The 24,297-nt window shown below is 66.6% G+C and carries 22 protein-coding genes and 3 tRNA genes; 7 read left to right on the forward strand and 18 right to left on the reverse strand.

The genetic code is table 11. The features are described 5' to 3' along the window. The 4 genes from P7F68_RS01645 to P7F68_RS01660 form a co-directional block, all read right to left on the reverse strand. On the reverse strand, positions 1-265 hold a 265-nt coding region (locus P7F68_RS01645), incomplete at its 3' end, for a GTP-binding protein (protein ID WP_479683680.1). Beyond that, positions 240-314: transfer RNA gene (locus P7F68_RS01650), tRNA-Thr, on the reverse strand. The genes P7F68_RS01650 and P7F68_RS01645, both read right to left, overlap by 26 nt. Positions 315-341: 27 nt before the next feature. Further along, positions 342-415 (reverse strand) — tRNA-Gly (locus P7F68_RS01655). Between the two features lie 88 nt (positions 416-503). Beyond that, positions 504-588, reverse strand: a tRNA-Tyr gene (locus P7F68_RS01660). A 180-nt stretch (positions 589-768) separates the two neighbouring features. Here P7F68_RS01660 and P7F68_RS01665 point away from each other — a divergent pair. Further along, positions 769-1,503 carry a class I SAM-dependent methyltransferase gene (locus P7F68_RS01665; protein WP_277830118.1) on the forward strand — a complete coding sequence of 245 codons (735 nt, stop codon included), beginning with the start codon at positions 769-771 and terminating at the stop codon, positions 1,501-1,503. Positions 1,504-1,612: 109 nt separating this feature from the next. Then, complete coding sequence (locus P7F68_RS01670) at positions 1,613-2,320, forward strand: P-loop NTPase family protein (RefSeq protein WP_277830120.1); 708 nt, start codon at positions 1,613-1,615, stop codon at positions 2,318-2,320. A 12-nt stretch (positions 2,321-2,332) separates the two neighbouring features. Here the strand turns inward: P7F68_RS01670 and P7F68_RS01675 are convergent, their stop codons facing one another. Continuing rightward, positions 2,333-2,965, reverse strand: coding sequence for a response regulator transcription factor (locus P7F68_RS01675; RefSeq protein ID WP_002931542.1), 633 nt, complete (start codon positions 2,963-2,965; stop codon positions 2,333-2,335). A gap of 219 nt (positions 2,966-3,184) precedes the next feature. On the opposite strand from P7F68_RS01675, the gene P7F68_RS01680 reads away from it, so the two are divergent. The 3 genes from P7F68_RS01680 (at position 3,185) to P7F68_RS01690 (ending at position 6,792) form a co-directional block, all read left to right on the forward strand. Next, entirely contained in the window at positions 3,185-4,177 is a 993-nt protein-coding gene (locus P7F68_RS01680; protein WP_277830123.1) for an ABC transporter substrate-binding protein, read from the forward strand. After that, the gene (locus tag P7F68_RS01685; RefSeq protein ID WP_277830559.1) at positions 4,177-6,153 is read left to right on the forward strand and encodes a hybrid sensor histidine kinase/response regulator; all 1,977 of its coding nucleotides are present in this window, start codon (positions 4,177-4,179) and stop codon (positions 6,151-6,153) included. Before P7F68_RS01680 ends, P7F68_RS01685 begins: the two co-directional genes overlap by 1 nt. A 201-nt stretch (positions 6,154-6,354) precedes the next feature. Next, complete coding sequence (locus P7F68_RS01690) at positions 6,355-6,792, forward strand: PhaM family polyhydroxyalkanoate granule multifunctional regulatory protein (RefSeq protein ID WP_277830125.1); 438 nt, start codon at positions 6,355-6,357, stop codon at positions 6,790-6,792. Between the two features lie 12 nt (positions 6,793-6,804). On the opposite strand, the gene P7F68_RS01695 is transcribed toward P7F68_RS01690, so the two are convergent. From P7F68_RS01695 to P7F68_RS01735, 9 genes are all read right to left on the reverse strand, one after another. Further along, complete coding sequence (locus P7F68_RS01695) at positions 6,805-7,995, reverse strand: CaiB/BaiF CoA transferase family protein (RefSeq protein WP_277830127.1); 1,191 nt, start codon at positions 7,993-7,995, stop codon at positions 6,805-6,807. A 301-nt stretch (positions 7,996-8,296) separates the two neighbouring features. Further along, positions 8,297-9,532, reverse strand: a complete 1,236-nt coding sequence (locus P7F68_RS01700) for a phenylacetate--CoA ligase family protein (RefSeq protein WP_270068348.1) — start codon at positions 9,530-9,532, stop codon at positions 8,297-8,299. 50 nt (positions 9,533-9,582) lie between these two features. Further along, positions 9,583-10,398: an ABC transporter ATP-binding protein gene (locus P7F68_RS01705; protein WP_002944813.1), complete on the reverse strand. Its 816-nt coding sequence runs from the start codon at positions 10,396-10,398 to the stop codon at positions 9,583-9,585. A 54-nt stretch (positions 10,399-10,452) separates the two neighbouring features. Then, complete coding sequence (locus P7F68_RS01710) at positions 10,453-11,784, reverse strand: ABC transporter substrate-binding protein (protein WP_277830133.1); 1,332 nt, start codon at positions 11,782-11,784, stop codon at positions 10,453-10,455. Between the two features lie 51 nt (positions 11,785-11,835). Then, positions 11,836-12,912 carry a branched-chain amino acid ABC transporter permease gene (locus P7F68_RS01715; protein ID WP_002944810.1) on the reverse strand — a complete coding sequence of 359 codons (1,077 nt, stop codon included), beginning with the start codon at positions 12,910-12,912 and terminating at the stop codon, positions 11,836-11,838. Positions 12,913-12,927: 15 nt separating this feature from the next. Then, positions 12,928-13,857, reverse strand: a complete 930-nt coding sequence (locus P7F68_RS01720; RefSeq protein WP_002944809.1) for a branched-chain amino acid ABC transporter permease — start codon at positions 13,855-13,857, stop codon at positions 12,928-12,930. A gap of 12 nt (positions 13,858-13,869) precedes the next feature. Continuing rightward, the gene (locus P7F68_RS01725; protein WP_002932911.1) at positions 13,870-14,691 is read right to left on the reverse strand and encodes an ABC transporter ATP-binding protein; all 822 of its coding nucleotides are present in this window, start codon (positions 14,689-14,691) and stop codon (positions 13,870-13,872) included. A gap of 14 nt (positions 14,692-14,705) precedes the next feature. Next, entirely contained in the window at positions 14,706-16,697 is a 1,992-nt protein-coding gene (locus P7F68_RS01730) for an AMP-dependent synthetase/ligase (RefSeq protein ID WP_002944808.1), read from the reverse strand. A 213-nt stretch (positions 16,698-16,910) separates the two neighbouring features. Then, positions 16,911-18,521 carry a diguanylate cyclase domain-containing protein gene (locus tag P7F68_RS01735; protein WP_083491501.1) on the reverse strand — a complete coding sequence of 537 codons (1,611 nt, stop codon included), beginning with the start codon at positions 18,519-18,521 and terminating at the stop codon, positions 16,911-16,913. A gap of 184 nt (positions 18,522-18,705) precedes the next feature. Between P7F68_RS01735 and P7F68_RS01740 the strand changes: the two genes are divergently transcribed. Together P7F68_RS01740 and P7F68_RS01745 are read left to right on the forward strand one after the other, a co-directional pair. Next, positions 18,706-19,785 carry an FUSC family protein gene (locus P7F68_RS01740; RefSeq protein ID WP_002944803.1) on the forward strand — a complete coding sequence of 360 codons (1,080 nt, stop codon included), beginning with the start codon at positions 18,706-18,708 and terminating at the stop codon, positions 19,783-19,785. Between the two features lie 4 nt (positions 19,786-19,789). Next, positions 19,790-20,917 carry a peptidoglycan -binding protein gene (locus P7F68_RS01745; protein WP_002932898.1) on the forward strand — a complete coding sequence of 376 codons (1,128 nt, stop codon included), beginning with the start codon at positions 19,790-19,792 and terminating at the stop codon, positions 20,915-20,917. 39 nt (positions 20,918-20,956) lie between these two features. Here the strand turns inward: P7F68_RS01745 and P7F68_RS01750 are convergent, their stop codons facing one another. The 4 genes from P7F68_RS01750 to P7F68_RS01765 all read right to left on the reverse strand — a co-directional run bounded on the left by P7F68_RS01750 (position 20,957) and on the right by P7F68_RS01765 (position 24,069). Next, on the reverse strand, positions 20,957-21,382 hold the full coding sequence (locus tag P7F68_RS01750) for a hypothetical protein (RefSeq protein ID WP_002944800.1): 426 nt from the start codon (positions 21,380-21,382) through the stop codon (positions 20,957-20,959). 8 nt (positions 21,383-21,390) lie between these two features. Then, the gene (locus tag P7F68_RS01755) at positions 21,391-22,656 is read right to left on the reverse strand and encodes a porin (protein WP_157384732.1); all 1,266 of its coding nucleotides are present in this window, start codon (positions 22,654-22,656) and stop codon (positions 21,391-21,393) included. A 23-nt stretch (positions 22,657-22,679) separates the two neighbouring features. Next, on the reverse strand, positions 22,680-23,069 hold the full coding sequence (locus P7F68_RS01760; RefSeq protein ID WP_002932894.1) for a DUF2721 domain-containing protein: 390 nt from the start codon (positions 23,067-23,069) through the stop codon (positions 22,680-22,682). A 121-nt stretch (positions 23,070-23,190) separates the two neighbouring features. After that, positions 23,191-24,069, reverse strand: a complete 879-nt coding sequence (locus P7F68_RS01765; protein ID WP_277830157.1) for a PEP-CTERM sorting domain-containing protein — start codon at positions 24,067-24,069, stop codon at positions 23,191-23,193. Between the last annotated feature and the right edge of the window lie 228 nt (positions 24,070-24,297).

The following is a 24,297-nucleotide window of genomic DNA, read 5'->3' on the forward strand; positions in this document are numbered from 1 at the left end:
CGTCGATCTGGTCATAGGCCTTCGCTTCACCACCGAACTTCTTCGACAGAATCGTGGTGATCGCAGCGGTCAGCGTGGTCTTGCCGTGGTCAACGTGGCCAATCGTGCCAACGTTCACGTGCGGCTTCGTCCGCTCAAACTTACCCTTAGCCATATCGCTATCCTTAAAATCAGAACCAGAAAAACCAGTGCGGCAGCCAACAATATTGGCCGCCGCGCCAGGCCAGGCAGAAAATGAGTGGTGCCCTTGACGTGGATTGAACACGTGGCCTCTCCCTTACCAAGGGAGTGCTCTACCACTGAGCTACAAGGGCTCCGAAACAGTACAAACGCAGCACATCTGGAGCGGGTGAAGGGAATCGAACCCTCGTCATAAGCTTGGAAGGCTTCTGCTCTACCATTGAGCTACACCCGCACTTACCACGCCGCAGCAAGCTGCAATCGATTCACTACAACCACTTGTGTTGATCAGGACAGAACTTCACCTGGCAACACGATGCATCTGGTGGAGGGAGAAGGATTCGAACCTTCGAAGGCTGAGCCGTCAGATTTACAGTCTGATCCCGTTGACCGCTTGGGTATCCCTCCGTCGGGAAGCCCCGCACTATAGTGCTCACCCCACGAAGTGTCAAACACTTTCTGAAATTTTTTTACCCCAGGCCAGCTCACCCGATCTCTGCGGGCTATGATCCGCGCTCTACCGCCCGCTACCGGGCGCTCACCCAGCCTGCGATCGTGCCCTTCCCCATCAGACACGCACCAGCCCTAATGGCGCTCGTCGCCCAGCTGGCCGGCTGCGCCGGCGCCTACGCCCTTGCCCGGACTGGACTGGTCACCGGCCTGTGGCCGCTGGTGCTGTCCCAGGCCGGTATCGCCGCGCTGGCCTCGGGCATGCTCGGCAGTGCGCGCTGGTGGCTGCTCATCCACCTGCTCTTCCTGCCGATGGCCGTCATGGCGCATCGACTCGCCCTAGATCCCGCTTGGTATCTCGCCGCGTTCGTCGCACTGCTGCTGATCTACTGGACCAGCTTCCGGACACAGGTGCCGCTTTATCTGAGCAACGCCGCCACCGCAGCGGCCGTGCTGCGCCTGCTGCCCGATGAACCTGCACGCGTGCTCGACATTGGCGCCGGTACCGGCACACTGCTGCGGCCGCTTGCGCGCACACGACCCGACTGCAGCTTCGTCGGCGTCGAGCTCGCACCAGCCCCCTGGCTGCTCGGCAGGGCGCTGTGCGCGGGCATGCCCAACGTCACGCTTGAACGCAGCGACCTCTTCGCACACTCATGGGCGCACTACGACGTCGTGTACGCCTTTCTGTCCCCCGTTCCGATGGCGGCGGTATGGCACAAGGCCTGCGCCGAGATGCGCCCGGGCAGCCTGCTGGTGAGCAACAGCTTCCCGGTGCCCGATTGCGAGGCGGACTTCGTCATCGACGTCGACGACCGGCGGCGCACGCGACTGCATGCCTACCGGATCAGCAGCCGCCCACATGCCTCTTAGGCGGAAATGGGGGTACTAAAGCACGCTTTTTCCGGGCTCGGGGGCTGACAGGCGGGCCGATAATCCTGCTCATCCCTTCGCGGGTACTCCGAGTTCAGGATGGACATTCATGGCTGAGATCATTTGCGTCATCGGCAACAAGGGCGGCACAGGCAAGACCACGCTTTCGCACATGCTGTGCCAGGGCCTCGGGCTGCTGGGCCAACGCGCCGCCTGCGTGCTCACAGACACATCGCGCGAACCCCTCGTACCCACCGGCCGCCGCTATGTGATCGCCGACGCACGCACACGCGACGCACTCACGAAGGTCGTCGACAAGCTACGCGGGCTCGAGGACTGGATCGGAGTCATCGACGGCGGCGGCAACCGCACGGAGATGGACCGCAAGCTCTACGCCCTGTCCGACATCGTACTGCTGCCCTTCCGCGAATCGCACGAGGACATCCGCACCGTCGCGCGCGACCTCGAGATGTTTCCGCGCGCCTACGCGGTGCCCACGCAGTGGCCGCACAATGCCTGGCAACGCGAGGCTGCGGACCGCAGCGTGGCGCAGCTCATGGGCGCCTACAAGCATCGCATCCTGCGCCCGGTCAACGCGCTCTCTTCATCCAAGCTGCTGTTGCAGAAGCAGATCCCCGAGCAGTTGCCGACCCCGCTTGCCAATGCATGCCGCGCAATCGCGCGCCAGGTGCTCGAAGTCCTGGAAATCGACTTCGTTGACGACGCCGGACTCTACGATCTCGAACAAGCGTCCGAGCAACTGCCTGCTGCCGACATGCCGCTGCGCCTCGCGCACAGCGACCGCCGCTCGCACTGAACGCAGTCGACGCTAGAGGCGCGTTCCGCTGCGGGCGATCGCCACCAGCGCCTGCGCCCGATTGACCACCCCCAGAGCGCGGAAGATGGCTGTCATGTGCACCTTGACCGTCCCTTCGGACAGGCCCAGCGAGTCGGCGATCTCCCGGTTCGTCGACCCATTCGCGAGCAACTCGAGCACCCTCGCCTGAGCCGTGGTGAGGCCATATTGCTCTGCCAGCGGGCGGGCGCGCCTGGGCGTCGGCGCCGCCGGCGCGAACCGGGGCGGCGTGGGCACGCCGCCGTCCAGCACCTCGCGCACGGCTTGCAGCAGCGTGTCGCCGGAACTCGATTTCGACACGAAACCCGACGCCCCTGCCTTCATGGCGCGACGGACGGACGCCTCGTCATCCATCGCCGACACGACGATGGCCGGCATGTCCGGAAAGCGCTTGCCGAGGATCGCAAGCAGGGAGAACCCGCTCATTTCCGGCAGCATCAGGTCGACAACCGCCAGGTCCACACTGCCCTCCGCATCCAGGCACGCGAGCGCCTCGTCCGCACTGCCCGCCTCGATACAGCGCACACCGGCTCCAAGCCTGCCCAATCCCTGCACCATCGCTTCGCGCACCAGCGCATGGTCTTCCACAATCAGGATCGCAGTCACTTTCCACCCCACACCAAGCGTTACGCCGGCCACGGCCAAGGGCGCCGAGGATAGCACGCCGCATACCGGCAAACCCTATGCCGAACGCGAGAAACGGAGGACAATCGGGAGCTTGCCACCCTACCTGCACAGCCGTCGCCGCACCATGACAGTTTGCCTCAACGCCCCGTCCTGCCCGCGGCACGTGACACCTGCCGCGGGCTCCGAAGGCGGGCGACGATGACGCAAGGCGCAACTCCAGGCGGCTGCGCCATTGATTCCATTCGCATTGCCGGGCGCCCGCTGATGGCGAGCGTCGTCGTTGCCGCGCTTGTCGTGTGCAGCCTGCTGCTATCGGCGCCTGGCTTCGCCGCGGGGCGCATCCTCGTGATCTCGAGCAGCAACGAAGGCATCCACGCGGAAACGCTCGCCGCCCTGCGGCGCACGCTGGTGGCTGCGCCTGCCGCCGTCGACATCGAGACCCGCCTCTCCACCGCCGACAGCCCCGCCGAAGCGCTCCCGCCAGCCGACCTGGTGATCACGATCGGCAGCCGCGCCGCGCAGACTGCGACCGCGCTCGACCCGCCCGCCCCGCTGCTTCACGTCCTGCTGTCCCAGCAGGCATTCGCAGCCTTGCCGGCACGCCCCAGCATGCTGCCGCGCACGGCCATCGTCCTCGACCAACCTGTCGAACGCCAGCTTGGCCTCGTCCGGCTCGCACTCCCCGACTACGATCGCATCGCCCTCATCGCCAGCCCCGACAGCGCACAACTCGCGAAGGCTATCGAACAAGGCGCCCAGGCGCATGCGCTCTCGGTATCCAGCGCCGTGATCGAGGACGACCGTGGTCTCTACACCGCATTGCGCACGACGATGGCCGAACCCGCCGTCCTCATCACCGTGCCGGACCCCCGCATCTATCACATGCACACTGCGCACAACGTGCTGCTGACCGCCTTCCGCCTGCGCTCGCCCGTACTCGGCTACTCGGCTGCCTTCGTGCGAGCGGGCGCGGTCATCGGCCTGTACACGACCCCGGACCAGGTCGGCACCGAGGCCGCCACCCTGGCCCTGCACACGCTTGCCGGCGCAGCGCTGCCACCGCCTGCCAGGCCTGGCCTGTACGAAGTCGAAGTCAACACCACCGTCGCACGCTCCCTGGGGCTCGACCTGCCAAGTGCCGAGGCCCTGCACCACGGACTGAAAGCCATCGAAGCGGGCAATGTGCCATGATGAAGCGGATGCGCAACTGGGGCGTACGCGCCCGCGTCACCTTCGTCGCCCTGATGCCGACGATCGTGCTCGCCACCCTGATGACCGCCACCCACGTCAGCCTGCGGCTGGCGGACCTCGACGAAGCCCTGCTCGCCCGCGCGCAAGCCCACGCCCGCCAACTCGCGGCAGGAAGCGAGTACGCCGTCTTCTCGGGCGACCTGCAATCACTGCAACAGCTGGGCAACGCCCTGCTCACCGCCGATGACGTGCTCGGCGTCGCGATCCTGGCCGCGGACGGCAGGCTGTTGGCCACGGCGGGCAAACCGGCCACCGAATGGCCGCTGGCGCCGGCCGCGCCGGCCCCCTTGATCCATCACAATGGCGCTGGACGCTGGCTGCGCATCGTAGAGCCGATCGCCTCGAGTGCACTGCCCGCTACCGGTGGCATCACCAGCCTGGAGCTCGAACCGGGTAACGCCAGCAGCTGGCAACCACCCCCGATGGGCACCGTCGTGGTCGACCTCTCGCTCGAACGCCTGCAGAAGCGCCAGATCGAACTCCTGTGGATCGGTGCCGGCTGGCTCCTTGTCGTTGCCCTCGGCAGCCTGCTCCTCGTGCGCAGCATGAGCCGCAGCGTCACCGGGCCAATCCGCAGCGTCGCCGAGACGGTGCAGCGCATTGGCCAGGGCCGGCTGCACGAACGGGTACCCGTACAGGGCGGTGGCAGCCTGCGCAGGCTTGCAGAGGGCGTCAATGAGATGGCCGAACGGCTGGCCAACGTGCATGCATCCATGTCGCAGCGCATCGATGACGCCACCGCACAATTGCGCGCACGCAAGGAAGAGGCCGAGCGCGCCAACCTCGCGAAGTCGCGTTTCCTCGCCGCCGCCAGCCACGACTTGCGCCAGCCATTGCATGCGCTGGGGCTGTTCCTCTCCGAACTCCAGCAGCAGGGCCTGGACCAACGCAGCCGGCGGATCACCGAGCGCATCTCGGCGTCGGCAGAGGCCATGGAAAGCCTGCTCGACAGCCTGCTCGACATTTCCCGCCTCGACGCCGGGGTGCTCAACCCCGCCCCCACGCACTTCGACCTCCATGCCTGCCTCGAACGCATCGCACACGGCTATTCGGCCGCAGCCCAGGCACGCGGCCTGCGACTGCGCCTGCACTGCCCGCCGTGCCGTGCCCACACCGACCCCCACCTGCTCGAGCGCATCGTCTCCAACCTGGTCAGCAATGCCATCCGCTACACCGATCAAGGCAGCGTACTGATCGCCTGCCGCCGACGCGGCACCCGCCTGCGCATCGAAATCCGCGACAGCGGACGAGGGATCGCAGCAGATGAGCAGCACATCATCTTTCAGGAGTTCGTCCAACTCGACAACCCGGAACGCGCGCGCGACAAGGGCCTCGGCCTCGGCCTGGCGATCGTACGCCGGCTGACCGACCTGCTCGGGCTCGTGGTCGAATTGCGCTCCGCCCCCGGCCGCGGATCGGTATTCGCCATCGAGGTCCCTGCGGGCACCGCAGCGGAAGCCACCCGGGCGCATGACGACGCCCGCGCACTCGGCCGCCTCGACGGCCTTGTCGTGCTGCTCGTGAGTGAGGACGTCCCCGCCGAGCGCACCCTGACCGATCTGCTGACGCACTGGGGCTGCGACATGATCACCGCACGCCGCGCGGACGACGCACACGCCCTCATCAACGACGGCGTCGGGCCCAATCTGCTTCTGGTCGACCTCGATGGCGCCGCCAGCGGCCTCCAACTGGTCTCCGACATCCGCACCCGCCCCGGCCTCGAGGCGCTCCCAGCCGTGCTGCTGGGCACGGCAGCCCCCGCCGAGACCCTCGCCCGCATCCAGGCCGAAGGCGCGCAGTTCCTGCACAAGCCGGTACGCCCGGCGCGCCTGCGAGCCCTCATGAACAGGCTGCTGTCGACGGCCGAGCCCCCAGGCCAGACACCACCGCACTCCGACCCCGCGCCACCGGCCTGAAGGCCACGACCTCGGCCATGTCGCCTTCAGCCCCTCGCGGCTGGCGCCGCGCCTACGGCGGGAACAGACACCGCGGCGCCCCCCCCGGTAGGCGCGGCGCAAGCCGCGAGCTTTTCGGGGCGGTTGCGTACGGCCGTGCACAGCGCTCCTCATGCATCGGTTAATATTGCTGCATACCTTCAACCCACAGGGAGTGCCGCAATGTCTCAGGATCAGAACGCGCAGGACCCGCTCGATTTCGTTCGCGGCATGTGGAACAGCATGGGCTTCTCGCTGCCCGGCATGGTCACCCCCACGCTGGATGTCGATGAACTCGACAAGCGCATCGCCGACATGAAGGCGGTCGAGGGCTGGCTGAAGATGAACCTCAACATGCTGCAGATGAGCATCCAGGGCCTCGAGATGCAGCGCGCCGCCATCGCCGCCGTGAAGGCAATGAGCCAGCACGCGGCGGGCAGCGACGCACCGGGCCCGGACAACGCCGCAAACGCAGGCAGCAACCCCTTCGCCGCTGCCGCTGCGATGTGGCCCTGGAACATGATGAACAACGCGCAGGCCGACGACGCCCAGGCCGCGGCCGACAGCGCTGCCAAACCCGCGGCCCGGGGCGGCCGCCGCAAGGCGCCCGCCGACAAGTAAGCCGGAACAGCGTCAGATCACGCCCGCCGCACGCAAGCGGGCGCGCTCATCGGCTCCAAGCCCAAGCCCGGCCAGGATCTCATCGGTGTCGGCACCCGCGCGCGCAGGTGCCGGGCTCGCGGTACCCGGCGGCATGCCACCGAGACGGACAGGTGGGCCGAACTGGCGCACACCACCCACCTCCATCACCATACCCCGCGCGCGCAACTGGGCATTCTCCAGGCTCTCCTCCAGCCTGAGCACCGGCGTCACACAACAATCCACACCGTCGAACAGCGCCACCCAGGCCTGCTGGCTACGACTGCGGAAGATCGCCGCCAGTGCGTCCCGCACCCGCTTGCCGTCTTCGCCGACCGCGAGATGGCCGGGCTTCAGGTCCGGGCGCTCGAGGGCATCGCACAACATGTGCCAGAACTTCTCTTCCAGCGCCCCCACCGCCATGTGGCGGCCGTCCGCAGTCTCATACACGCCATAGCAGGGCACGCCGCCGTCCAGCAGATCCTCGCCGCGCGGCCGCACACGTCCGTTGGCCAGCACCTCGGCAAGCGGGAAGATCGCGTGCGCGAAGGCCGCATCGGTCATCGACACATCGACATGACGCCCCTGGCCACGCTGGCGCGCATCGAACAAGGCCACCATGATACCCATCGCCGCCGCCATCGTACCGCCCAGCAGATCGCCGATCTGCAGGTTCGACAACGCGGGCGGACCGCCCGCAACACCGATCTGGTCGAGCACCCCGGCATAGCCGATGTAATTGATGTCATGCCCGGCGCGCTCGGCATACGGACCGGTCTGGCCGTAGCCCGAGATGCTGCACAGGACGATCGCCGGCTTGCGCTCGGCAAGCACCGCATAGCCGAGGCCGAGGCGCTCCATCACCCCGGGCCGAAACCCCTCGACGACGACATCGGCCTCATCGACCAGCCGCAGGAACAGCGCCCTGCCCTCGGCCTGCTTCAGGTCCAGGCGCAAGCTGCGCTTGTTGCGGTTGACCACCTGGTAGAAGAAGCTTGTCTCGCCCCCCATCGCACCCATGGTACGGGCATAGTCACCAGCGCCGGTGTCCTCCACCTTGATCACCTCGGCACCGTAGTCGGACAGATGCTGAGTCGCGAGCGGGCCAGGCAGCAAGCGCGTGAGATCCAGGATGCGCACGCCGGCGAGGGGCGCATGCGTGGCGGGAGAGTGAGCCGGGTTCATGTATCTATCCGTGATGATGTCTTGACAGGCCGGCATTATGCCAACCGGCGCCGCCCCGACGCCCCCCGCACACGCCTCGCCCCCGTAGGAGCGGCGCAAGCCGCGAGGGGTTGAAGGCGATGAGCGCTGGGCGGTGCGACGAAAAGCTCGCGGCTGGCGCCGCTCCTACGGCACCCCTCACACGCCTCGCCCCCCTGTAGGAGCGGCGCGAGCCGCGAGGGGTTGAAGGCGATGGGCGCTGGGCGGGACGGCGAAAAGCTCGCGGCTGGCGCCGCTCCGACACGGGGGCCAGCCAACCGTGTCAGTTGTAGACGCGCACGTCGTCGATGACCTTGCCGTCGTTGGCGAGCGCGCCGGAGGGCAGGAAGGCGACCTCGCCACGCAGCTTGGTGAGCTCGCGAATGCTGCTGGCCACGGCGGCTGCGAGCGCTTCGCTGCCACCACCGGCCACCTCGCACATGAGGGTCATGCGGTCGTTGAGATCGGGGTTGTCCACCACCAGGCGGGCACGGCGAATCTCGGCGTGGCGGCGCACCACATCGGCGATCTGCCCCGGATGGACGAACATGCCCTTGACCTTGGTCGTCTGGTCGGCGCGCCCCATCCAGCCCTTGATGCGCAGATTGGTGCGTCCGCAAGGGGACGCACCCGGCAGCACGGCCGAAAGGTCGCCGGTACCAAAACGGATCAGCGGGTAATCGGGGTTGAAGGTGGTCACAACGACCTCGCCAACCTCGCCCTCGGGCACCGGATCCCCCGTCCCCGGACGCACGATCTCGAGCAGGATGTCCTCGTCGACCACCAGGCCCTCGCGTGCCGGCGTCTCGTAGGCGATCAGGCCGATGTCGGCGGTCGCATACGCCTGGTAGGCCTGGATGCCACGCGCTGCGAAAGCGTCGCGCACGCTCGGCGGAAAGGCTTCACCCGACACGAAGGCCTTGGTGAAGGACGGCCGCAGGCCGGCCTCGTCCGCCTTCTCGAGCAGGATGCGCAGGAAGGACGGCGTACCCACGTAGGCATTGGGCTGCAGGTCGACAATCGCTGCCAGTTGCTGCTCGGTCTGCCCCACCCCGGCCGGAAACACCGTGCACCCCAGCGCATGGGCGGCCGTCTCCATCATCGAACCGGCAGGCGTGAAGTGGTACGAGAAGGTGTTATGCACCAGGTCGCCCGCGCGGAAACCCGCCGCGTGCAATGCGCGCGCGAGCCGATAGTAGTCGGGCCGGGCGCCTTCGGGCTCGTACAAAGGGCCGGGCGAGGCAAACACGCGTCGGCACGCCGCGCCCCAGCCAACCGCCGCAAAGCCGCCGAAGGGCCGCGCCGCCTTCTGCTGCTCCAGCAGTTCGGACTTGCGCGTCACCGGCAGCGTCGCCAGGGCCTCGCGGCTGATGATGGTGTCCGGGTCAACATCCTCGAGCAGGCGGGAAAAGGCGGGCGCGCTCGCCCGCGCGTGGGCGATCTGGCCGGGGAGGCGTGCGAGCAGCGCACGCTCGCGAGCGTCCGCGGGCAGCGTTTCGCGATCGTCGTAAAAAGTCATGTCGGCATCCTTGCGCGATCCGGTATGGAGGAAGTGCGTCGCCCGCAGGCTCAGCTCAGCCAGCGCTTGCGGCGGCGATAGTGCTTGATGTCGCGGAAGCTCTTGCGTCCCTCGCCGGACAGGCCGAGGTAGAACTCCTTGACGTCCTCGTTGGTCGCCAGGTCCTTGGCTGCGCCTTCCATCACGATGCGGCCGTTCTCCATGATGTAGCCGAAGTCCGCATAGCGCAGGGCCACCATGGTGTTCTGTTCGGCGAGCAGGAAGCTCACCCTTTCCTTGGTGTTGAGATCCTTCACGATCTCGAACACTTCTTCCACGATCAGCGGCGCAAGGCCCATCGACGGCTCGTCGAGCAGCACCAGCTTGGGCTTGGCCATCAGCGCACGACCGATCGCGCACATCTGCTGTTCGCCGCCCGAGGTATAGGCCGCCTGGCTGTTGCGGCGCGTCTTCAGGCGTGGGAAATAGTTGTAGACCTTTTCCAGGGTCTCCTCGACCGCGGCCTTGCCGTCGGTGCGGGTATAGGCGCCGGTACGCAGGTTCTCCTCGATGGTCAGGTGGCCGAAGCAGTGGCGACCCTCCATGACCTGCACCACCCCACGCTTGACGAGATCGGCCGGGGTCAGGGCCTCGACGCGCTCGCCCTTGTACTCCACCGAACCCTTGGTCACGTCGCCGCGCTCGCCCTTGAGCAGGTTGCTGACCGCACGCAACGTGGTCGTCTTGCCGGCGCCGTTGCCACCCAGGAGCGCAACGATGCTGCCCTCCTGCACCGACAGCGAGACACCCTTCAGGACGAGGATCACGTGGTTGTAGATCACCTCGATGTTGTTGACGCTGAGGAAGGCTGAATTGGGAGCGTTCATCTTCGATTCCACGGAAAGGCCTCCGCACCCGCGGGTGCGGAGGCACGTTTCAACTTACTGCGCGCACTGCTCGGCGGTACGGCGCTGGATGTTCTTCTCCGCGGCGTACTTGCTCGCCGCGTCGAGCACCATCGGGCGCAGGACCTTGTCGTCGGCCTGGTACCAGTCGGAGCTGAACTCCCACTTGTTGCCGTCCCAGGTGTGGACGCGAACCCACGACGCACCCATGTGGTCGGTGCAGGAGGTCTGCACCGGGCGCATCACGCCGGCAAAGCCCATGCCGTCGAGCTTGTCCTGGTCGAGATTGAGGTTCTCCAGGCCCCAGCGCACCTGCTCGCCGGTCATGACCTTGCCCTTGCCGTAGCGCTCCTGGGCGGCGGCGACGCCTTCGACCCCCAACATGGCCGAGATCAGGCCGCGCATGTACAGCACGGAACCGACTTCGTCCTTCGGACCGGTGCCCTGGCCCTTGTCATGCACCATGGCGAGGATGTCCTTGACCACCTTGGAGTTCGGCTCGGCACCGTGCTGCAGGGTGAGCGCGCTGTAGCCCTTGGCGCCGGCGCCGACGTCCTTGACGTCCGGCTCGGCACCCGCCCACCACACGCCGAGCATCTTCTCGCGCGGATAGCCAGTGGCCTGCGCTTCCTTGAGCGAGGTCGAGTTCATCACGCCCCAGCCCCACAGCAGCACGTGGTCCGGACGGTCGCGGCGGATCTGCAGCCAGGTCGCCTTCTGCTCCACGCCCGGGTGGGCAACCGGCAGCAGTTGCAGGTCGAAGCCGTGCATCTTGGCGCGCTCCTGCAGCAAGGGGATCGGCTCCTTGCCGAACGGGCTGTCGTGATAGACCAGCGCGATCTTCTTGCCCTTCAGGTTATCGACGCCGCCGTAGGACTTGCCGATGTGCTGGATGGCGACGTCGGCCGCAACCCAGTAGGTGCCCAGCAGCGGGAAGTTCCAGGTGAACACCGAGCCGTCCTGCGACTCGCTGCGGCCGTAGCCGGCGGTGATCAGCGGGATCTTGTCCACCGGGGCCTTCTCGGTGAGCGCGAAGGTGATGCCGGTCGACAGCGGCTGGAACACCGTCGCGCCCTTGCCCTTCAGGCGCTCGTAGCACTCCACGCCGCGGTCGGTGGCGTAACCCGTCTCGCACTCCTCGAACGACACCTTGACGCCGTTGATGCCGCCCTTGGCGTTGACCAGCTTCAGGTAATCGACGTAGCCGTTTGCCCACGGGTTGCCGTTGGCGGCATAGGCGCCGGTGCGATACACCAGGATCGGGAAGTACTGCTCGGCTGCCTGGGCGTGGGCCGCGGGGGTGAACACGGCGGACGACAGGCCCACCGAGGCGATGGCGGCCGCGAGGGCCAGGGAACGGAATTTCATGAGTCTCCTCCTTATTTATGCTTCATGGGCACTGCGAAAAGGTGTGCTGCATCAGTGCGGGAACGGCCACAGGCGCAGCTTCTGCTTGGCGATCGACCACAGGCGGGCGAGGCCATGGGGCTCGACGATCAGGAAGAAGATGATCAGCGAACCGAAGATGATGAACTCGGCGTGCGAGATACCGGCAGTCGACACCGTCACCCCCACCAGGCCGCCGAGGAAGGGCAGGAACTGGTTGAGGAAGATCGGCAGGATCACGATGAAGGCGGCGCCGAAGAAGCTGCCCATGATCGAGCCCATGCCGCCGATGATGACCATGAACAGCAGCTGGAACGAGCGATCGACCGAGAACGCCGCCGGCTCCCACGAACCCAGGTGCACGAAGCCCCACAGCGCGCCGGCCACGCCGATGAAGAACGAGCTCACCGCGAACGCCGACAGCTTGGCGTACATCGGGCGGATGCCGATCACCTCCGCGGCCACGTCCATGTCGCGGATCGCCATCCACTGGCGGCCGATGCTGGCGCGGGTCATGTTCTTGGCCAGCAGCGCGAAGAACACCACGAAGATCAGGCAGAACAGGTACTTCTCCACCGGCGTGTTGATCACCCAGCCGAAAGCTTCCAGCTTGGCCACCGACACCGAGCCCGAGGCCGAGTTGTTGGTAAACCAGCCGATGCGCAGGAAGGCCCAGTCGCACAGGAACTGCGCGGCCAGCGTCGCCACTGCCAGGTACAGGCCGCGCACCCGCAGGCTGGGGATGCCGAACAGGATGCCGAAGCCCGCTGCCGCCACACCGCCGAGCAGCATCGCCAGCACCAGCGGCATGCCATCGACCCGCACCATGAAGTTATAGGCTGCGTAGGCACCGATCGCCATGAAGGCACCCGCCCCCAGGGTGATCTGGCCGCAGTAACCCACCAGCAGGTTCACCCCCAGCGCCGCCAGTGCCAGCACCAGGAAGGGGATGAGCACCGCGCGGAACAGGTACTCGTCGGCGAGGAAAGGCACGCCGATGGCTGCGAAGGCGATCAGACCGAGGACGAACCACTTGTCCTGGGCGATCGTGAAGATCTGCTGGTCGGCCAGGTAGCTCGTCTTGAACTGGCCATTCTCACGATAAATCACTGTTCTATCTCCCCGTCAGACGCGGTTGATGATCTTTTCGCCGAACAGACCCTGGGGCCGGAACAGCAGCACGATGAGTGCCATCACGTAGGCGAACCAGATTTCGATGCCGCCGCCGACGTAGGGTCCGAGATAGACCTCGGACAGCTTCTCGCCGACACCGATGATCAGGCCACCGACGATCGCACCCGGCACCGAAGTCAGGCCGCCGAGGATCACCACCGGCAGCGCACGCAGCGCCACGGTGACGAGGGAGAACTGCACGCCCATCTTCGAGCCCCAGATGATGCCCGCCACCAGCGCCACCAGGCCGGCCACGCACCACACGATCACCCAGGTCTTGTTGAGCGGGATGCCCACCGACTGCGCCGCCTGGTGGTCATCGGCCACCGCACGCAGCGCCCGGCCCACCGAGGTCTTCTGGAAGAAGACGGTCAGGCCGCCGACCAGCACCGCCGCCAGCAGCGCAGCGATGAAGTCTTCCTTGTTGATCATGACGCCGCCCTCGATGAGGCCCTCGAACATGATCACCGGGTCCTTCGGCATGCCGACGTTGATCGAGTAGATCTCGCTGCCGAAGAAGGTCTGACCCAGACCCTCGAGCACGTAGGCGATACCCAGGGTCACCATCAGCAGGGTCGCCCCTTCCTGGTTGACCAGCTTGCGCAGCACGAAGCGCTCGACCGTCCACGCCACCACGAACATCACGATACCCGCACCGATGATGCCGATCACGTTGGCCAGGAACAGGCTGTCGCCGCCCAGCGCCGCGTTCGACCACTCGGAAAAGCGCGCCATCGCCAGCGCGGCGACCAGCACCATCGCCCCCTGGGCAAAGTTGAACACCCCGGAAGCCTTGAAGATGAGCACGAAGCCCAGCGCGACCAGCGAATACAGCATGCCGGTCATCAGGCCGCCCAACATCGTTTCGATAAAGAATCCCATGTCCCGCTCCGCTCAGTGACCGCTGCCCAGATAGGCGTTGATGACGTCCTGGTTGTTGCGCACCTCGTCGGGCGTGCCGTCACCGATCTTCTTGCCGTAGTCGAGGACGACCACGCGGTCCGAAATGTCCATCACCACCCCCATGTCGTGCTCGATGAGCACGATCGTGGTGCCGAACTGGTCGCTGATGTCGAGGATGAAGCGGCACATGTCCTGCTTCTCCTCCACGTTCATGCCCGCCATCGGCTCATCCAGGAGCAGGATCTCCGGCTCCATCGCCAGCGCGCGGCCGAGGTCGACGCGCTTTTGCAGGCCGTAGGGCAGCGCCCCCACCGCGGTCTTGCGGATGTGCTGGATCTCGAGGAAGTCGACGATCTCCTCGACCTTCTCGCGGTGTGCGATCTCCTCGTTGCGCGCTGCGCCGATCCACAGCGCCTGCTGGAAGAGGTTGCACTTCATGCGCAGGTTGCGCCCGGTCATGATGTTGTCGAGCACGCTCATGCCCTTGAACAACGCAATGTTCTGGAAGGTGCGCGCGATACCCTGCTTGGCCGCCATGTGCGGCTCCATCTTCTTGCGCTCCTGGCCGCGGAACATGATCTTGCCTTCCTGGGGGTGGTACACCCCGTTGATCACGTTCAGCATCGAGCTCTTGCCCGCGCCGTTGGGGCCGATGATGGCGCGGACCTCGTGCTCGCGGATGTTGAAGCTGATGTCGGTCAGCGCCTTCACCCCCCCGAAGCGCAGCGAGATGTTCTGCAGGTCGAGGATCACGTCGCCGAACTTGCGGCCGCCCTGGGCGGCGGCAGGTGCGGCATTGCTGGCATTCGTCATTATCTCGTCTCTCCTCACGCGGCCCGCTTGCCTGCCTGCTGCGCGAAGGTCTTGACCTCCTCGATGCGCAGATCGGCAGACACCTTGGCCGTGCGGCCGTCTTCGTACTTGACCTGGGTCTCGATGAACTGGCTCTTCCTGCCTTCGAACATGGCTTCGATCAGCTCACCGTACTTCTCGGCGATGAAGTTGCGCCGCACCTTGCGCGTGCGCGTGAGTTCGCCGTCATCCGCATCGAGCTCCTTGTGCAGGATCAGGAAACGCTTGATCTGCGAGCCGCTCATGTTGGGGTCGCTCGCCAGGTCGGCATTGACCTTCTCGATACCGTCGCGGATCAGGTCGTACACCGCCGACTGCTGGGCAAGGTCGGCGTAACCCGAGTAGGCCATGCCCTTCTTCTCGGCCCAGTTGCCCACCGCCTCGAGGTCGATGTTGATGAAGGCGGTGACGAACTCCTTACCGTTACCGAAGGTGACCGCCTCCTTGATGTGCTGGAAGAACTTGAGCTTGTTCTCGATGTAGTTGGGCGCGAACATCGAGCCGTCGGCCATCTTGCCCACGTCCTTGGCACGGTCGATGATCTTGAGGTGGCCGTCCTCGTCGAAGAAGCCGGCATCGCCGGTCATGAAGTAGCCTTCGGCGTTGATCGACTCGGCCGTAGCGTCCGGGCGCTTGTAGTAGGCCTTGAGCAGCATCGGCCCCTTCACCAGGATCTCGCCGTTGTCGGCGAGCTTGACCTCGACGAAGGGCGCCGGCTTGCCCACCGAGTCCAGCTTGATCTGGCCGTCGGGCTGCAGGCACACGTAGGCGCAGGTCTCGGTCTGGCCGTAGAGCTGCTTCAGGTTGATGCCGATCGAACGGTAGAAGCGGAACAGGTCCGGACCGATCGCCGCGCCCGCGGTATAGGCCACGCGGATGCGGCTCATGCCGAGCACGTTCTTGAGCGGGCCGTACACCAGCAGGTTGCCCAGCCAGTACTGGAAGCGGTCGCCGCCCGACACCGGTTTGCCGTCGAGGATGTCGGCACCGCAGCGGCGGGCCACGTCCATGAAATGGTTGAAGACCTTGCGCTTGAGCGCGCTGGCATCCTCCATGCGGATCATCACCTGGGTGAGCAGGTTCTCGAACACGCGCGGCGGTGCGAAATAGTAGGTGGGCCCGATCTCGCGCAGGTCGTTCATGACCGTCTCGCCCGACTCCGGGCAGTTGATCGTGAAGCCCGCCACCATCGCCTGCGCGAACGAGAACAGGTGGTCGCCCACCCACGCCATCGGCAGGTAGGACAGGATGTCCTCGCGATCGGTGAGCTGATCGAACTGCATGCCACCACGCGCCGCGGCAATGAAGGCGCCATGGGTCTGGCACACGCCCTTGGGCTTGCCCGTGGTACCCGAGGTGTACAGCATGATCGAGATGTCGTCGGACGCCCCCTTGTCGATCTCCCCGTTCAGGAAGTCCGACTGGTTGCGGTCGTGGATACGCCCCATTTCCTGCAGCTCATCCAGGCCCATCAGCAGGGTCTGGGTGTAGTGGCGCATGCCGCGCGCATCGTCATAGATCACATGCTCGAGCAGCGGCGCCTCGGGCTGGATCTCGAGCATCTTGTCGACCTGCTCCTGATCCTCGACGATGGCGAACTTGATCTCGGCGTCCTGCAGCACGTAGACCATCTCCTGCGCCACCGCATCCTGGTACATCATCACCGGGATGCCGCCCAGGCACTGGCAGGCCGCAACCGACCAGTACAGACGCGGACGGTTATCGCCAACGATGGCGAGACGGTCGCCACGCTTGAAACCGAGCTGCGCCAGACCGCAGGCGATCGCCCGCACATTCTCGGCCACCTGCGCCCAACTATAGGTCTGCCAGATTCCGTAGGCCTTCTCGCGCATCGCCGGCTGCTGCGGCCGAGCCTTCGCGTGATGCATCAGGTAGCGCGGAAACGTATCCAGCCCACCTGTCGCACCCTGCCCGTGGATATCGGAGCTGCCATTGCCTGCGTCCATTCCACACTCCTCCTTCGGTTTTTGTCCTGTCTGATCCGGCCGCGGGCACCTTGTTATGGTGTATTGCCCGCGGGGCGCGAAGCCGCACCCGTGTCAGTTCAGGATGGAGTGTGACAAGCCACCTTTGCGCAACTGTTTGTGGAATGTACTGAATTGTTGCAGTCGGCCGCCGCCGTGTACAAGCGCCGGCCGCGGCGCCGCGGCCAGTGCTGCTCAGCCCGGCAAGGCCAGGCGGTACTGTGACTTGCCGGCGCGCTTGGCTTCGTACATCGCCCCGTCGGCGCGGCGCAGCAGTTCGCCGATCTGCGCCGGCGGGCAGTGCGTGAAGGCCACCCCGACGCTGACCCCGATCGTCACCCGCGAGACCCCATCGAGCGCGAAGGGCTGGCCCAGCGCCTCCACCAGCTTGCTGGCGATCAGCCGCGCGGTCGAGATCGCATCGAGCCGCGTCAGCAGCACCACGAACTCGTCGCCGCCCAGGCGCGCCACCACATCGGTCCTGCGCACCACCGCCTCCACGCGTCGCGCCACCAGGGCCAGCAAGGCATCGCCGGCGTGGTGGCCGTGCTCGTCGTTGACCGCCTTGAAGCCATCGAGGTCCAGCATCAGCAGGGCAAGGCCGGAGCAATCCTCCTGCCGCGTCACCAGCTCGCCATAGGCCTTGTCGACGCCGCGGCGATTGAGCAACCCGGTCAGCACGTCGCGCTCGGCCTGGGCCTGGGCCAGCGCCTCGGCCCGCCTGCGCTCGGTAACATCGTTCATGATCCCCTGCAGCATGCCGGCCCGGCCCTCGAGCGGATGCAGGACCACATTCACCCAGCGCACACCGCCCAGCGCAACACGGCACTCGAAGTCGCCGCCCTGCACCGGCTCGCCGAGCGCAATCTGGCGCCGCATCTCATCGAAGCGCCGCTCCGGGTCGGCCAGCTGGTCGCCCAGCAGATAGCACTCGGCATGGTCGTCATGGAGCGGCAGGTCGAACATGCGTGCAAGCCACGGATTCCAGTCCGACAGACGGCCATCGGCATCGAGCGTAAACAGACCGGTCTCGGCGTTCTCGAAGATCAGGTGCCACTTGTGCTCCGCCGCCTCATGCAGCGCGCGCGTACGGCGCTCGCTGGCGATCATCGCGCCCATGCGCTCGATCAAGGCATTGATGTCGCCCGCCAGGCGGCCGATCTCATCTCGCCCATGCCCCGTCGGTGTCACCAGACAGGCGCCATGCTCGGCGTCGAGCCGGTGCAGGTCGTCCGACAAGGTACGGATCGGCCGCGTGACGTGGCGGCTCACCACCCAGGCCACACCGCAGGTGATCACGACGACCATGCCCGCCAGCAGCAGGGCGATGAAACGCGAATAGGCACGTGCATCGGCACGCATCGCCGCGTGCTCGGGATGCACCCGCAGCACGCCGACGAGCTCGGCCTCATCAAAGGGCGAGCGCAGCGGCCGGCTCAGCCCGGGCTCGGCCGCCGGCACCTCGCCCCCGGCGGCGGCAAGCTCGCCAGCCTCGCCCTCGATCGCCGCACGAGCGATGCTGCGATTGTGCAAGAGCCCGCTGACCACCTCGCGCGCCAAGTGTTCGTCATGTGCAAAGGCCGCCACGCTGGCCGCGCGCTCCACGGTCAGGAGCTGCTCGCCCAGCTTCGCGTCCAGTCGCGCACGCTCCTCGTTCTCCACCAGGAGTGCGCCGGCCGCACCGACGAGCACGCCGACCAGGGCCCCCAGGACGAGGATCAGCACCGTGGCCCGCGAGGCGATGCTGCGCCGCCAGCCCACGGACTGGAACGGCACACTCGAACCTGAGTTATTTGGCGTTTTCATCAAAATGAAGCCATAACGGCAAACTTAATGATCATTGTCCTGCCGCTCGCGACAGACGAAAATGACCCATGTCACAAGCGGGCACGCAAACCTCAAATTCTGCAGGATTCGCGCTAGACTCACCCGCACCCGATTACCCGAACCGGGCGCCTGCGCGGCGCCCTGCATCCAGGAAAAGCCCTCGATGGAACGCAAGGCCTTCACCAAACCCGTCCATGTCACGACCTGGATGGGCATCTTTCTCGCCCTCGTCGCCGCGCTGGCCGCCGTGCTCGTGCCCCAGCTCAAGCACGCCTTCGTCGCCAACGCCGCCTTCAACGGCGTCATCCTGTTCGTGCTCGCGGTCGGCATCGCGGTCAACCTGCGCCAGGTCTGGCGCCTGCAGCGCGAGGTGCTGTGGATCGAGGACTTCCAGCACGGCGAGGCCGGCCCCGCGCCGGGCGGCCTCAAGCCGGTGCTGCTCGCCCCCATGGCGCGCCTGCTGTCGACCCGCAAGCGCGGCCAGTTCCACCTGTCGCCCACCTCCACCCGCTCCATCCTCGACAGCGTGCAGATCCGCCTCGAGGAACAACGCGACCTGTCGCGCTACCTCATCGGCCTGCTCATCTTCCTCGGCCTGCTCGGCACCTTCTGGGGCCTGCTCGTCACCATCCGCTCGATCGGCGAGATCATCGGCAACATGAGCGTCGGCACCGACCCGGTCGCCATGTTCGAAGCCCTCAAGACCAAGCTCGACGAACCCCTGGGCGGCATGGCGACAAGCTTCTCGACCTCGCTGTTCGGCCTCGCCGGCTCGCTCGTCGTCGGCTTCCTCGACCTGCAGTCCGGCCACGCCCAGAACCGCTTCTACAACGAGCTCGAGGAATGGCTGTCGCACATGACCAAGCTGCCCTCCGGCGTCGGCGCCGAAGGCGAAGGCAACGTGCCCGCCTACGTGCAGGCCTTGCTCGAACAGACCGCCGAGAGCATCGAACGCATGCAGCGCTCGGCGGCGGAGTCCGAACGCGAGCGCCGCGCCACGGCCGAGCACCTGGGCGAGCTCAACAACCAGCTCACCCGCCTCGCCGACCTCATCACCCGCGAATCGCGCGACCTCTCCAACCTGTCGGCCAGCCAGGACGACCTGCGCGCGCTGATCCGCCAGGTGGCCCAGCAACCGGCGCAGGGCGCGCAGTTCTCCGAAGATCTGCGCGCCGAGCTGCGCCTGCTGTCGCGCACCATCGGCGCCGCCCTCGGCGGCCAGGGCGGCAACCGGGCGGAATGACGACATGGCCTTGCTGACCCGCCGCCGCCGGCCGATGGACTTCTGGCCCGGCTTCGTAGATGCCCTCGCCTCGCTGCTGATGGTGATGGTGTTCGTGATCCTGATCTTCGTGATCGGCCAGTTCGTGCTCGCCGACGCCGTCAGCGGCCGCGACCGCGCGCTCGAACGCCTCAACGCAGAACTCGCCACCCTTGCCCAGACCTTGAGCCTGGAGCAATCGGCGCGCGCGCGCGCCGATCTCAAGGTAGGCGAGCTCAGCGCCTCGCTCGCCAGCACCGAAGCCGAGCGCGAAGCCCTGTCCACCGAGCTGTTCGCCGCGCGCGACGAGCTTCATGCGGCCCAGGACGACGCCAAGGCCCAGCGCGAGGAGGCCGCCCGCCTCAGCACCGACATTGCCGCCCTGCAGCGTCTCAAGGCCGAGCTCGAAGCCGAGGCCGCACGCCTTGCCAGCGCGCTCGACACTTCCGAGCGCGGCCTCAAGGAACAGCAGGAGATGTCCGCCGCCGCGATCGCCCAGGTCGAACTGCTCAACCGCCAGCTTGTCGCCGTGCGCGAGCAGCTCGAACAGCTCAATGCCGCACTCGCCTCGGCCGAGGCCGCCACTCGCGACAAGGATCTCAAGATCGAGGAACTCGGCCGCGAGCTCAACCTGGCCCTGGCTGCACGCGTGCAGGAACTGGCACGCTACCGCTCGGAGTTCTTCGGCCGCCTGCAGGCCGTGCTCGGCAGCCGCAAGGACATCCAGATCGTCGGCGACCGTTTCGTGTTCTCCAGCGAGGTGCTGTTCCCCAGCGCCTCCGACGAGGTCAGCGCCGACGGCATGATCCAGCTCACCCGCCTGGCCGAAACGCTCAAGACCCTCGCCAGCGAGATTCCCACCGACCTGCCCTGGGTGTTGCAGGTCGACGGCCACACCGACCGTCGTCCGATCGCCACTGCCCGCTTCCCGTCGAACTGGGAGCTGTCCACCGCGCGTGCGCTCGCCATCGTGAAGTTCCTGCGCAGCCAGGGCATTCCACCGGAACGCCTGGCCGCCACCGGCTACGGCGAGTTCCACCCGCTCGACGCCCGCAGCACCGACGAAGCCTACGCCCGCAACCGCCGCATCGAGCTCAAGCTCACCAGCCGCTGAACCTGCACCGACGGGCAAGGGGCCACGCCCCCTTGCCCGTCACGGCAGCGGCAGGCGGAACACCACCCTGACGCGCTCATCGATATCGGCGCTCGCCACCGCGGCGAGCGCATGCGGCTCAGCGGCCACACGGTCGACCGCGGCCGCCCCATCCTCGAGCAGTTGCGGCGGCTGGGTACGGCCGGAAAAGCGCAGCCGAGCCCAATAGGCATCGACCTCGGCGATCTCCTGGCGCACCAGCTGGCGGTAGAAAGGCGCGCGATACGCATCCACCTCGTAGATCGTGGCACGCTCGCCAAAAGGCAGCGCCCGCGTGCGCCCGAGAAAGAGGTGCACGACCTGGGTACGCTCGAGCGCCACCACCCCGCTCGCCGGATGTGCGATCACGACCAGTTCGTCCGCGAGCACCGCCCCGGCCAGGGCAAGCGATCCGAACAGCATGGACACAAGACGCCGCGTGATCATGCCGGCGCTCAAAAGACGAAATCCAGCGCGGCGGTAAACACGCTCACGCCGCGCGGCCCGACGCTGGTACCGCTGCCATCGAGCAGCATCGACGAGCGTTTGGCCTCGATGCGGTCAAGCTGCAGCTTCAGTGCCGCATTCGGCATCAGGTCGTAGCGCACGCCCACGCCCCAGGAGTACTGGTCGCTGGCGATCAGTCCGGTGGCCCGCCCATACCCATCGCGGACCAGCAAGAGCTCGGCACGGTCCACAGGCAGGTCGAGCGGCCGCGCCTGCGGCGTGAGCTTGCCTCGTGAAGTCGTGACGAATGGCTTCCACGAGCCCGCCCGATAAGCCAGCATCGCGCCCAGTCCCTGGCCCTTGAAGCCAGGAAAGCGATTCATCCGCACATCCACACCGATCAACTGGGCCGACCATGGGCCCTGCCGCCAGTTCAGTGCAAGCCCCAGGTACTTCAGGTCGCTATTGCCGCCCTCCATCTCCGCGGCGCGCTGACGCGCCTGCGCCGCAACCTCAGGTGACAGTGCAGGTGCGACCTCACGCAGCGCTCCGGCCAGGGGCGCAAGCAAGCCATCATCGGGGGTACGCACCTGGCCCCAAGCGAGCCGCACCCCCAGCGCGCTGGACTCCCACTGCAGCGTCGCCCCAAGGGTGCTCGAGCCTTCGCGCTGGAACAGGTGCGCCCCCCGATAGTCCTCGCCACGCGTCCGTCCACCGTATAGCTTCAGGCTCAGTTCGCCCTCGCCCACCAGGGTGCTGGCGCGCAGATCCACGCCATCGAAGTGGTCGAAGGTGAATTGCCCGTACAGGTCGGTATAAGGGCGCACCGTGGTGTAGGCATAGCCGACATGGGGCGAGTCGCCATCCATATAGATGTCCACCCCAAGTCGGCCGGCGCGCAACTCCAGGGCGGGTGTCGGCGAATACTTGACGAAGCCCCAGCTCAGGCGCGGCGCCCACTCCCCTTTGCCGTCCTTGCGCACCACGACCTGCGCCATCGATGACCAGCGTGCGTCGACCTGTACATCGGCCTGCACCCCCAGCACGGAATCGATCCCGGTCTCGAGCCGTCCGGCCTGCGCACCCTCGCGCTGGTCTGCGCGGGCGCGGAACTGGGTGTCCTGCGCATCGTGATAGCTCGCTGCCAGGGTGCCAAAGCCGCTGAAGCGCAAGCCCGTTCCGGCTCCTGTCGCGCCCTCCTGTGCGGCCGGGCTCGCCGCCCCCCAGCACAACAGGCCCGCCGCCACCCAGGCCCGCGCCCCGCGTCCGCGCATGAATGCTCCGCGCTCGAGCCCCCTCATTTGCCCGCCGCCTCCAGATCCTTCACCACCACCGACAAGGCCTCGGTCGAGATCAGCACTTCGACGAGCGAGAGCACCAGCGATAGCGCCAGGGTAAGGATGCTGGCGCCGAACAGCAGCTTGCCCGGCACCTGCGCGTCGAGGAACAGCGCGAACATCGACAATGCACACAGCAAGAAGCTGAACACGCCGAAACCCTGCATGTACTGGGTCAGCGCAATGCGGCGCTTGAGCCCTGGCAACTGGCGCTGCACCAATTCCGCCCCGCGGTCGGCCGAGGCACCGAGCTGGCGCACGACCTGGGCAAGCGTCAGAAAACGGTTGGTATAGGCCAGCAGGAGCAGCGAAATGGCAGGAAACAGCAAGGCGGGTGTCGTGAGGTTCATGCTTGGTCTGGTAAACGTGACTGCGACAGGGATCCAAGCCCCATTCTAGCCCTCGCACACGCCCCAAAAGCAGATCGCCGCGGCATTGCTGCCGCGGCGATCTGCCTTGATGCAATTGGGATCAGCGCATGCGCCGACGGTTCACCGCGCCCAGAGCGAACAGCGCCATGCCCATCAGCAACAGGGTGGGGGGTGCAGGCACCGGAGTCGGTTCGTCGCCGCAACCGCTCGTGCAACCGCCCGCGTAGGCTTCGGTCACGATGGTCACATAACGCCCCTGGAAGCTCCCGGAGTCGTTGATCGACAGATAGCCCGTCGGCACCGAGGTGAAGCCGCTGTGCGACGACGTGCCCCAGTTGCTCAGGCCCGCGGTGGTCAGGCCTTCATTGACCGGGAAGCCGGCCGTCGCCGCCGGGATGACCACCGATTCTTCCTGGAAGTACGCCGTCGTACCGGCCAGTTCGGCCGCCAGGAAGGAGTTGGCGTTCGACCACCACTGGCTGCCCGAGCCGGCCCAGCCGTCGGCCAGCGACACGATGCCCAGACCGGTGCCGCTGCCGGCCCAGTTGACCGCATTGATCAGGAAGCCGCGCGGGCCGTCATCAACTGCGCCCGGGCCGTTGATGTAGTGCCAGTCGGCATCCTGGCCCGACAGGAAGGTGCGCGTGCCGCGCGCCGCCTCGATCTCGGACTTGGCGCCAAGCAGGCGGGTGGCATCGAAGCCCATCCCGAAAGTCTGGCTGGAGCCGATGACCAGCACGTCATACGCGCTGAAGGTGGGCGTGGGGTCGGACGAGTTCCACAGGGTGAAATTCCAGCTCAGGCTGCCATCACCGGCCGGGTCGTAGCTTGCGGCACCCGCGGCCAGATTGGTCATCTGCGTGTTGTAGGCCGAACCCTGGCCGTACCACAGGACGTTGATGGAGGCCGAATGCGCGATGGGCGCAACGCCGATTGCAGCGACGCAGGCCGCGGCGGAAAGAAGATGCTTCAGGGACATGATAGGACCTCATGGGCGTGTTCAAGGAGCTGCTGCACCCCTCCAAGCAAGCCGCATGCCAACACCACAAGCCACTGTTTTATTGCGACTTCCTTACCAGCACCAGGACTGCCTGTAAAAAGAGCCGACACCTTGCCCCCCGGCGGCAGCGCTACCGGCCCCACTCCGACCCCACTCCGGCTCATCCTGCCGGCGCAAAAAAAACGGCGCCGAAGCGCCGGATCCCAC

Source organism: Thauera mechernichensis (assembly GCF_029588855.1).
Lineage (GTDB): Bacteria > Pseudomonadota > Gammaproteobacteria > Burkholderiales > Rhodocyclaceae > Thauera > Thauera mechernichensis.

Excerpts from the sequence above, each read along its gene's own strand:
- P7F68_RS01740 (WP_002944803.1), top strand. The coding sequence starts at position 18,706 with ATGGAACGCAAGGCCTTCACCAAACCCGTCCATGTCACGACCTGGATG.
- P7F68_RS01685 (WP_277830559.1), top strand. The coding sequence starts at position 4,177 with ATGAAGCGGATGCGCAACTGGGGCGTACGCGCCCGCGTCACCTTCGTC.
- P7F68_RS01680 (WP_277830123.1), top strand. The coding sequence starts at position 3,185 with ATGACGCAAGGCGCAACTCCAGGCGGCTGCGCCATTGATTCCATTCGC.
- P7F68_RS01705 (WP_002944813.1), bottom strand. The coding sequence starts at position 10,398 with ATGAACGCTCCCAATTCAGCCTTCCTCAGCGTCAACAACATCGAGGTG.
- P7F68_RS01690 (WP_277830125.1), top strand. The coding sequence starts at position 6,355 with ATGTCTCAGGATCAGAACGCGCAGGACCCGCTCGATTTCGTTCGCGGC.
- P7F68_RS01755 (WP_157384732.1), bottom strand. The coding sequence starts at position 22,656 with ATGCGCGGACGCGGGGCGCGGGCCTGGGTGGCGGCGGGCCTGTTGTGC.
- P7F68_RS01725 (WP_002932911.1), bottom strand. The coding sequence starts at position 14,691 with ATGACGAATGCCAGCAATGCCGCACCTGCCGCCGCCCAGGGCGGCCGC.
- P7F68_RS01720 (WP_002944809.1), bottom strand. The coding sequence starts at position 13,857 with ATGGGATTCTTTATCGAAACGATGTTGGGCGGCCTGATGACCGGCATG.
- P7F68_RS01665 (WP_277830118.1), top strand. The coding sequence starts at position 769 with ATGGCGCTCGTCGCCCAGCTGGCCGGCTGCGCCGGCGCCTACGCCCTT.
- P7F68_RS01710 (WP_277830133.1), bottom strand. The coding sequence starts at position 11,784 with ATGAAATTCCGTTCCCTGGCCCTCGCGGCCGCCATCGCCTCGGTGGGC.
- P7F68_RS01670 (WP_277830120.1), top strand. The coding sequence starts at position 1,613 with ATGGCTGAGATCATTTGCGTCATCGGCAACAAGGGCGGCACAGGCAAG.
- P7F68_RS01735 (WP_083491501.1), bottom strand. The coding sequence starts at position 18,521 with ATGAAAACGCCAAATAACTCAGGTTCGAGTGTGCCGTTCCAGTCCGTG.
- P7F68_RS01760 (WP_002932894.1), bottom strand. The coding sequence starts at position 23,069 with ATGAACCTCACGACACCCGCCTTGCTGTTTCCTGCCATTTCGCTGCTC.
- P7F68_RS01750 (WP_002944800.1), bottom strand. The coding sequence starts at position 21,382 with ATGATCACGCGGCGTCTTGTGTCCATGCTGTTCGGATCGCTTGCCCTG.
- P7F68_RS01695 (WP_277830127.1), bottom strand. The coding sequence starts at position 7,995 with ATGAACCCGGCTCACTCTCCCGCCACGCATGCGCCCCTCGCCGGCGTG.
- P7F68_RS01730 (WP_002944808.1), bottom strand. The coding sequence starts at position 16,697 with ATGGACGCAGGCAATGGCAGCTCCGATATCCACGGGCAGGGTGCGACA.
- P7F68_RS01765 (WP_277830157.1), bottom strand. The coding sequence starts at position 24,069 with ATGTCCCTGAAGCATCTTCTTTCCGCCGCGGCCTGCGTCGCTGCAATC.
- P7F68_RS01745 (WP_002932898.1), top strand. The coding sequence starts at position 19,790 with ATGGCCTTGCTGACCCGCCGCCGCCGGCCGATGGACTTCTGGCCCGGC.
- P7F68_RS01700 (WP_270068348.1), bottom strand. The coding sequence starts at position 9,532 with ATGACTTTTTACGACGATCGCGAAACGCTGCCCGCGGACGCTCGCGAG.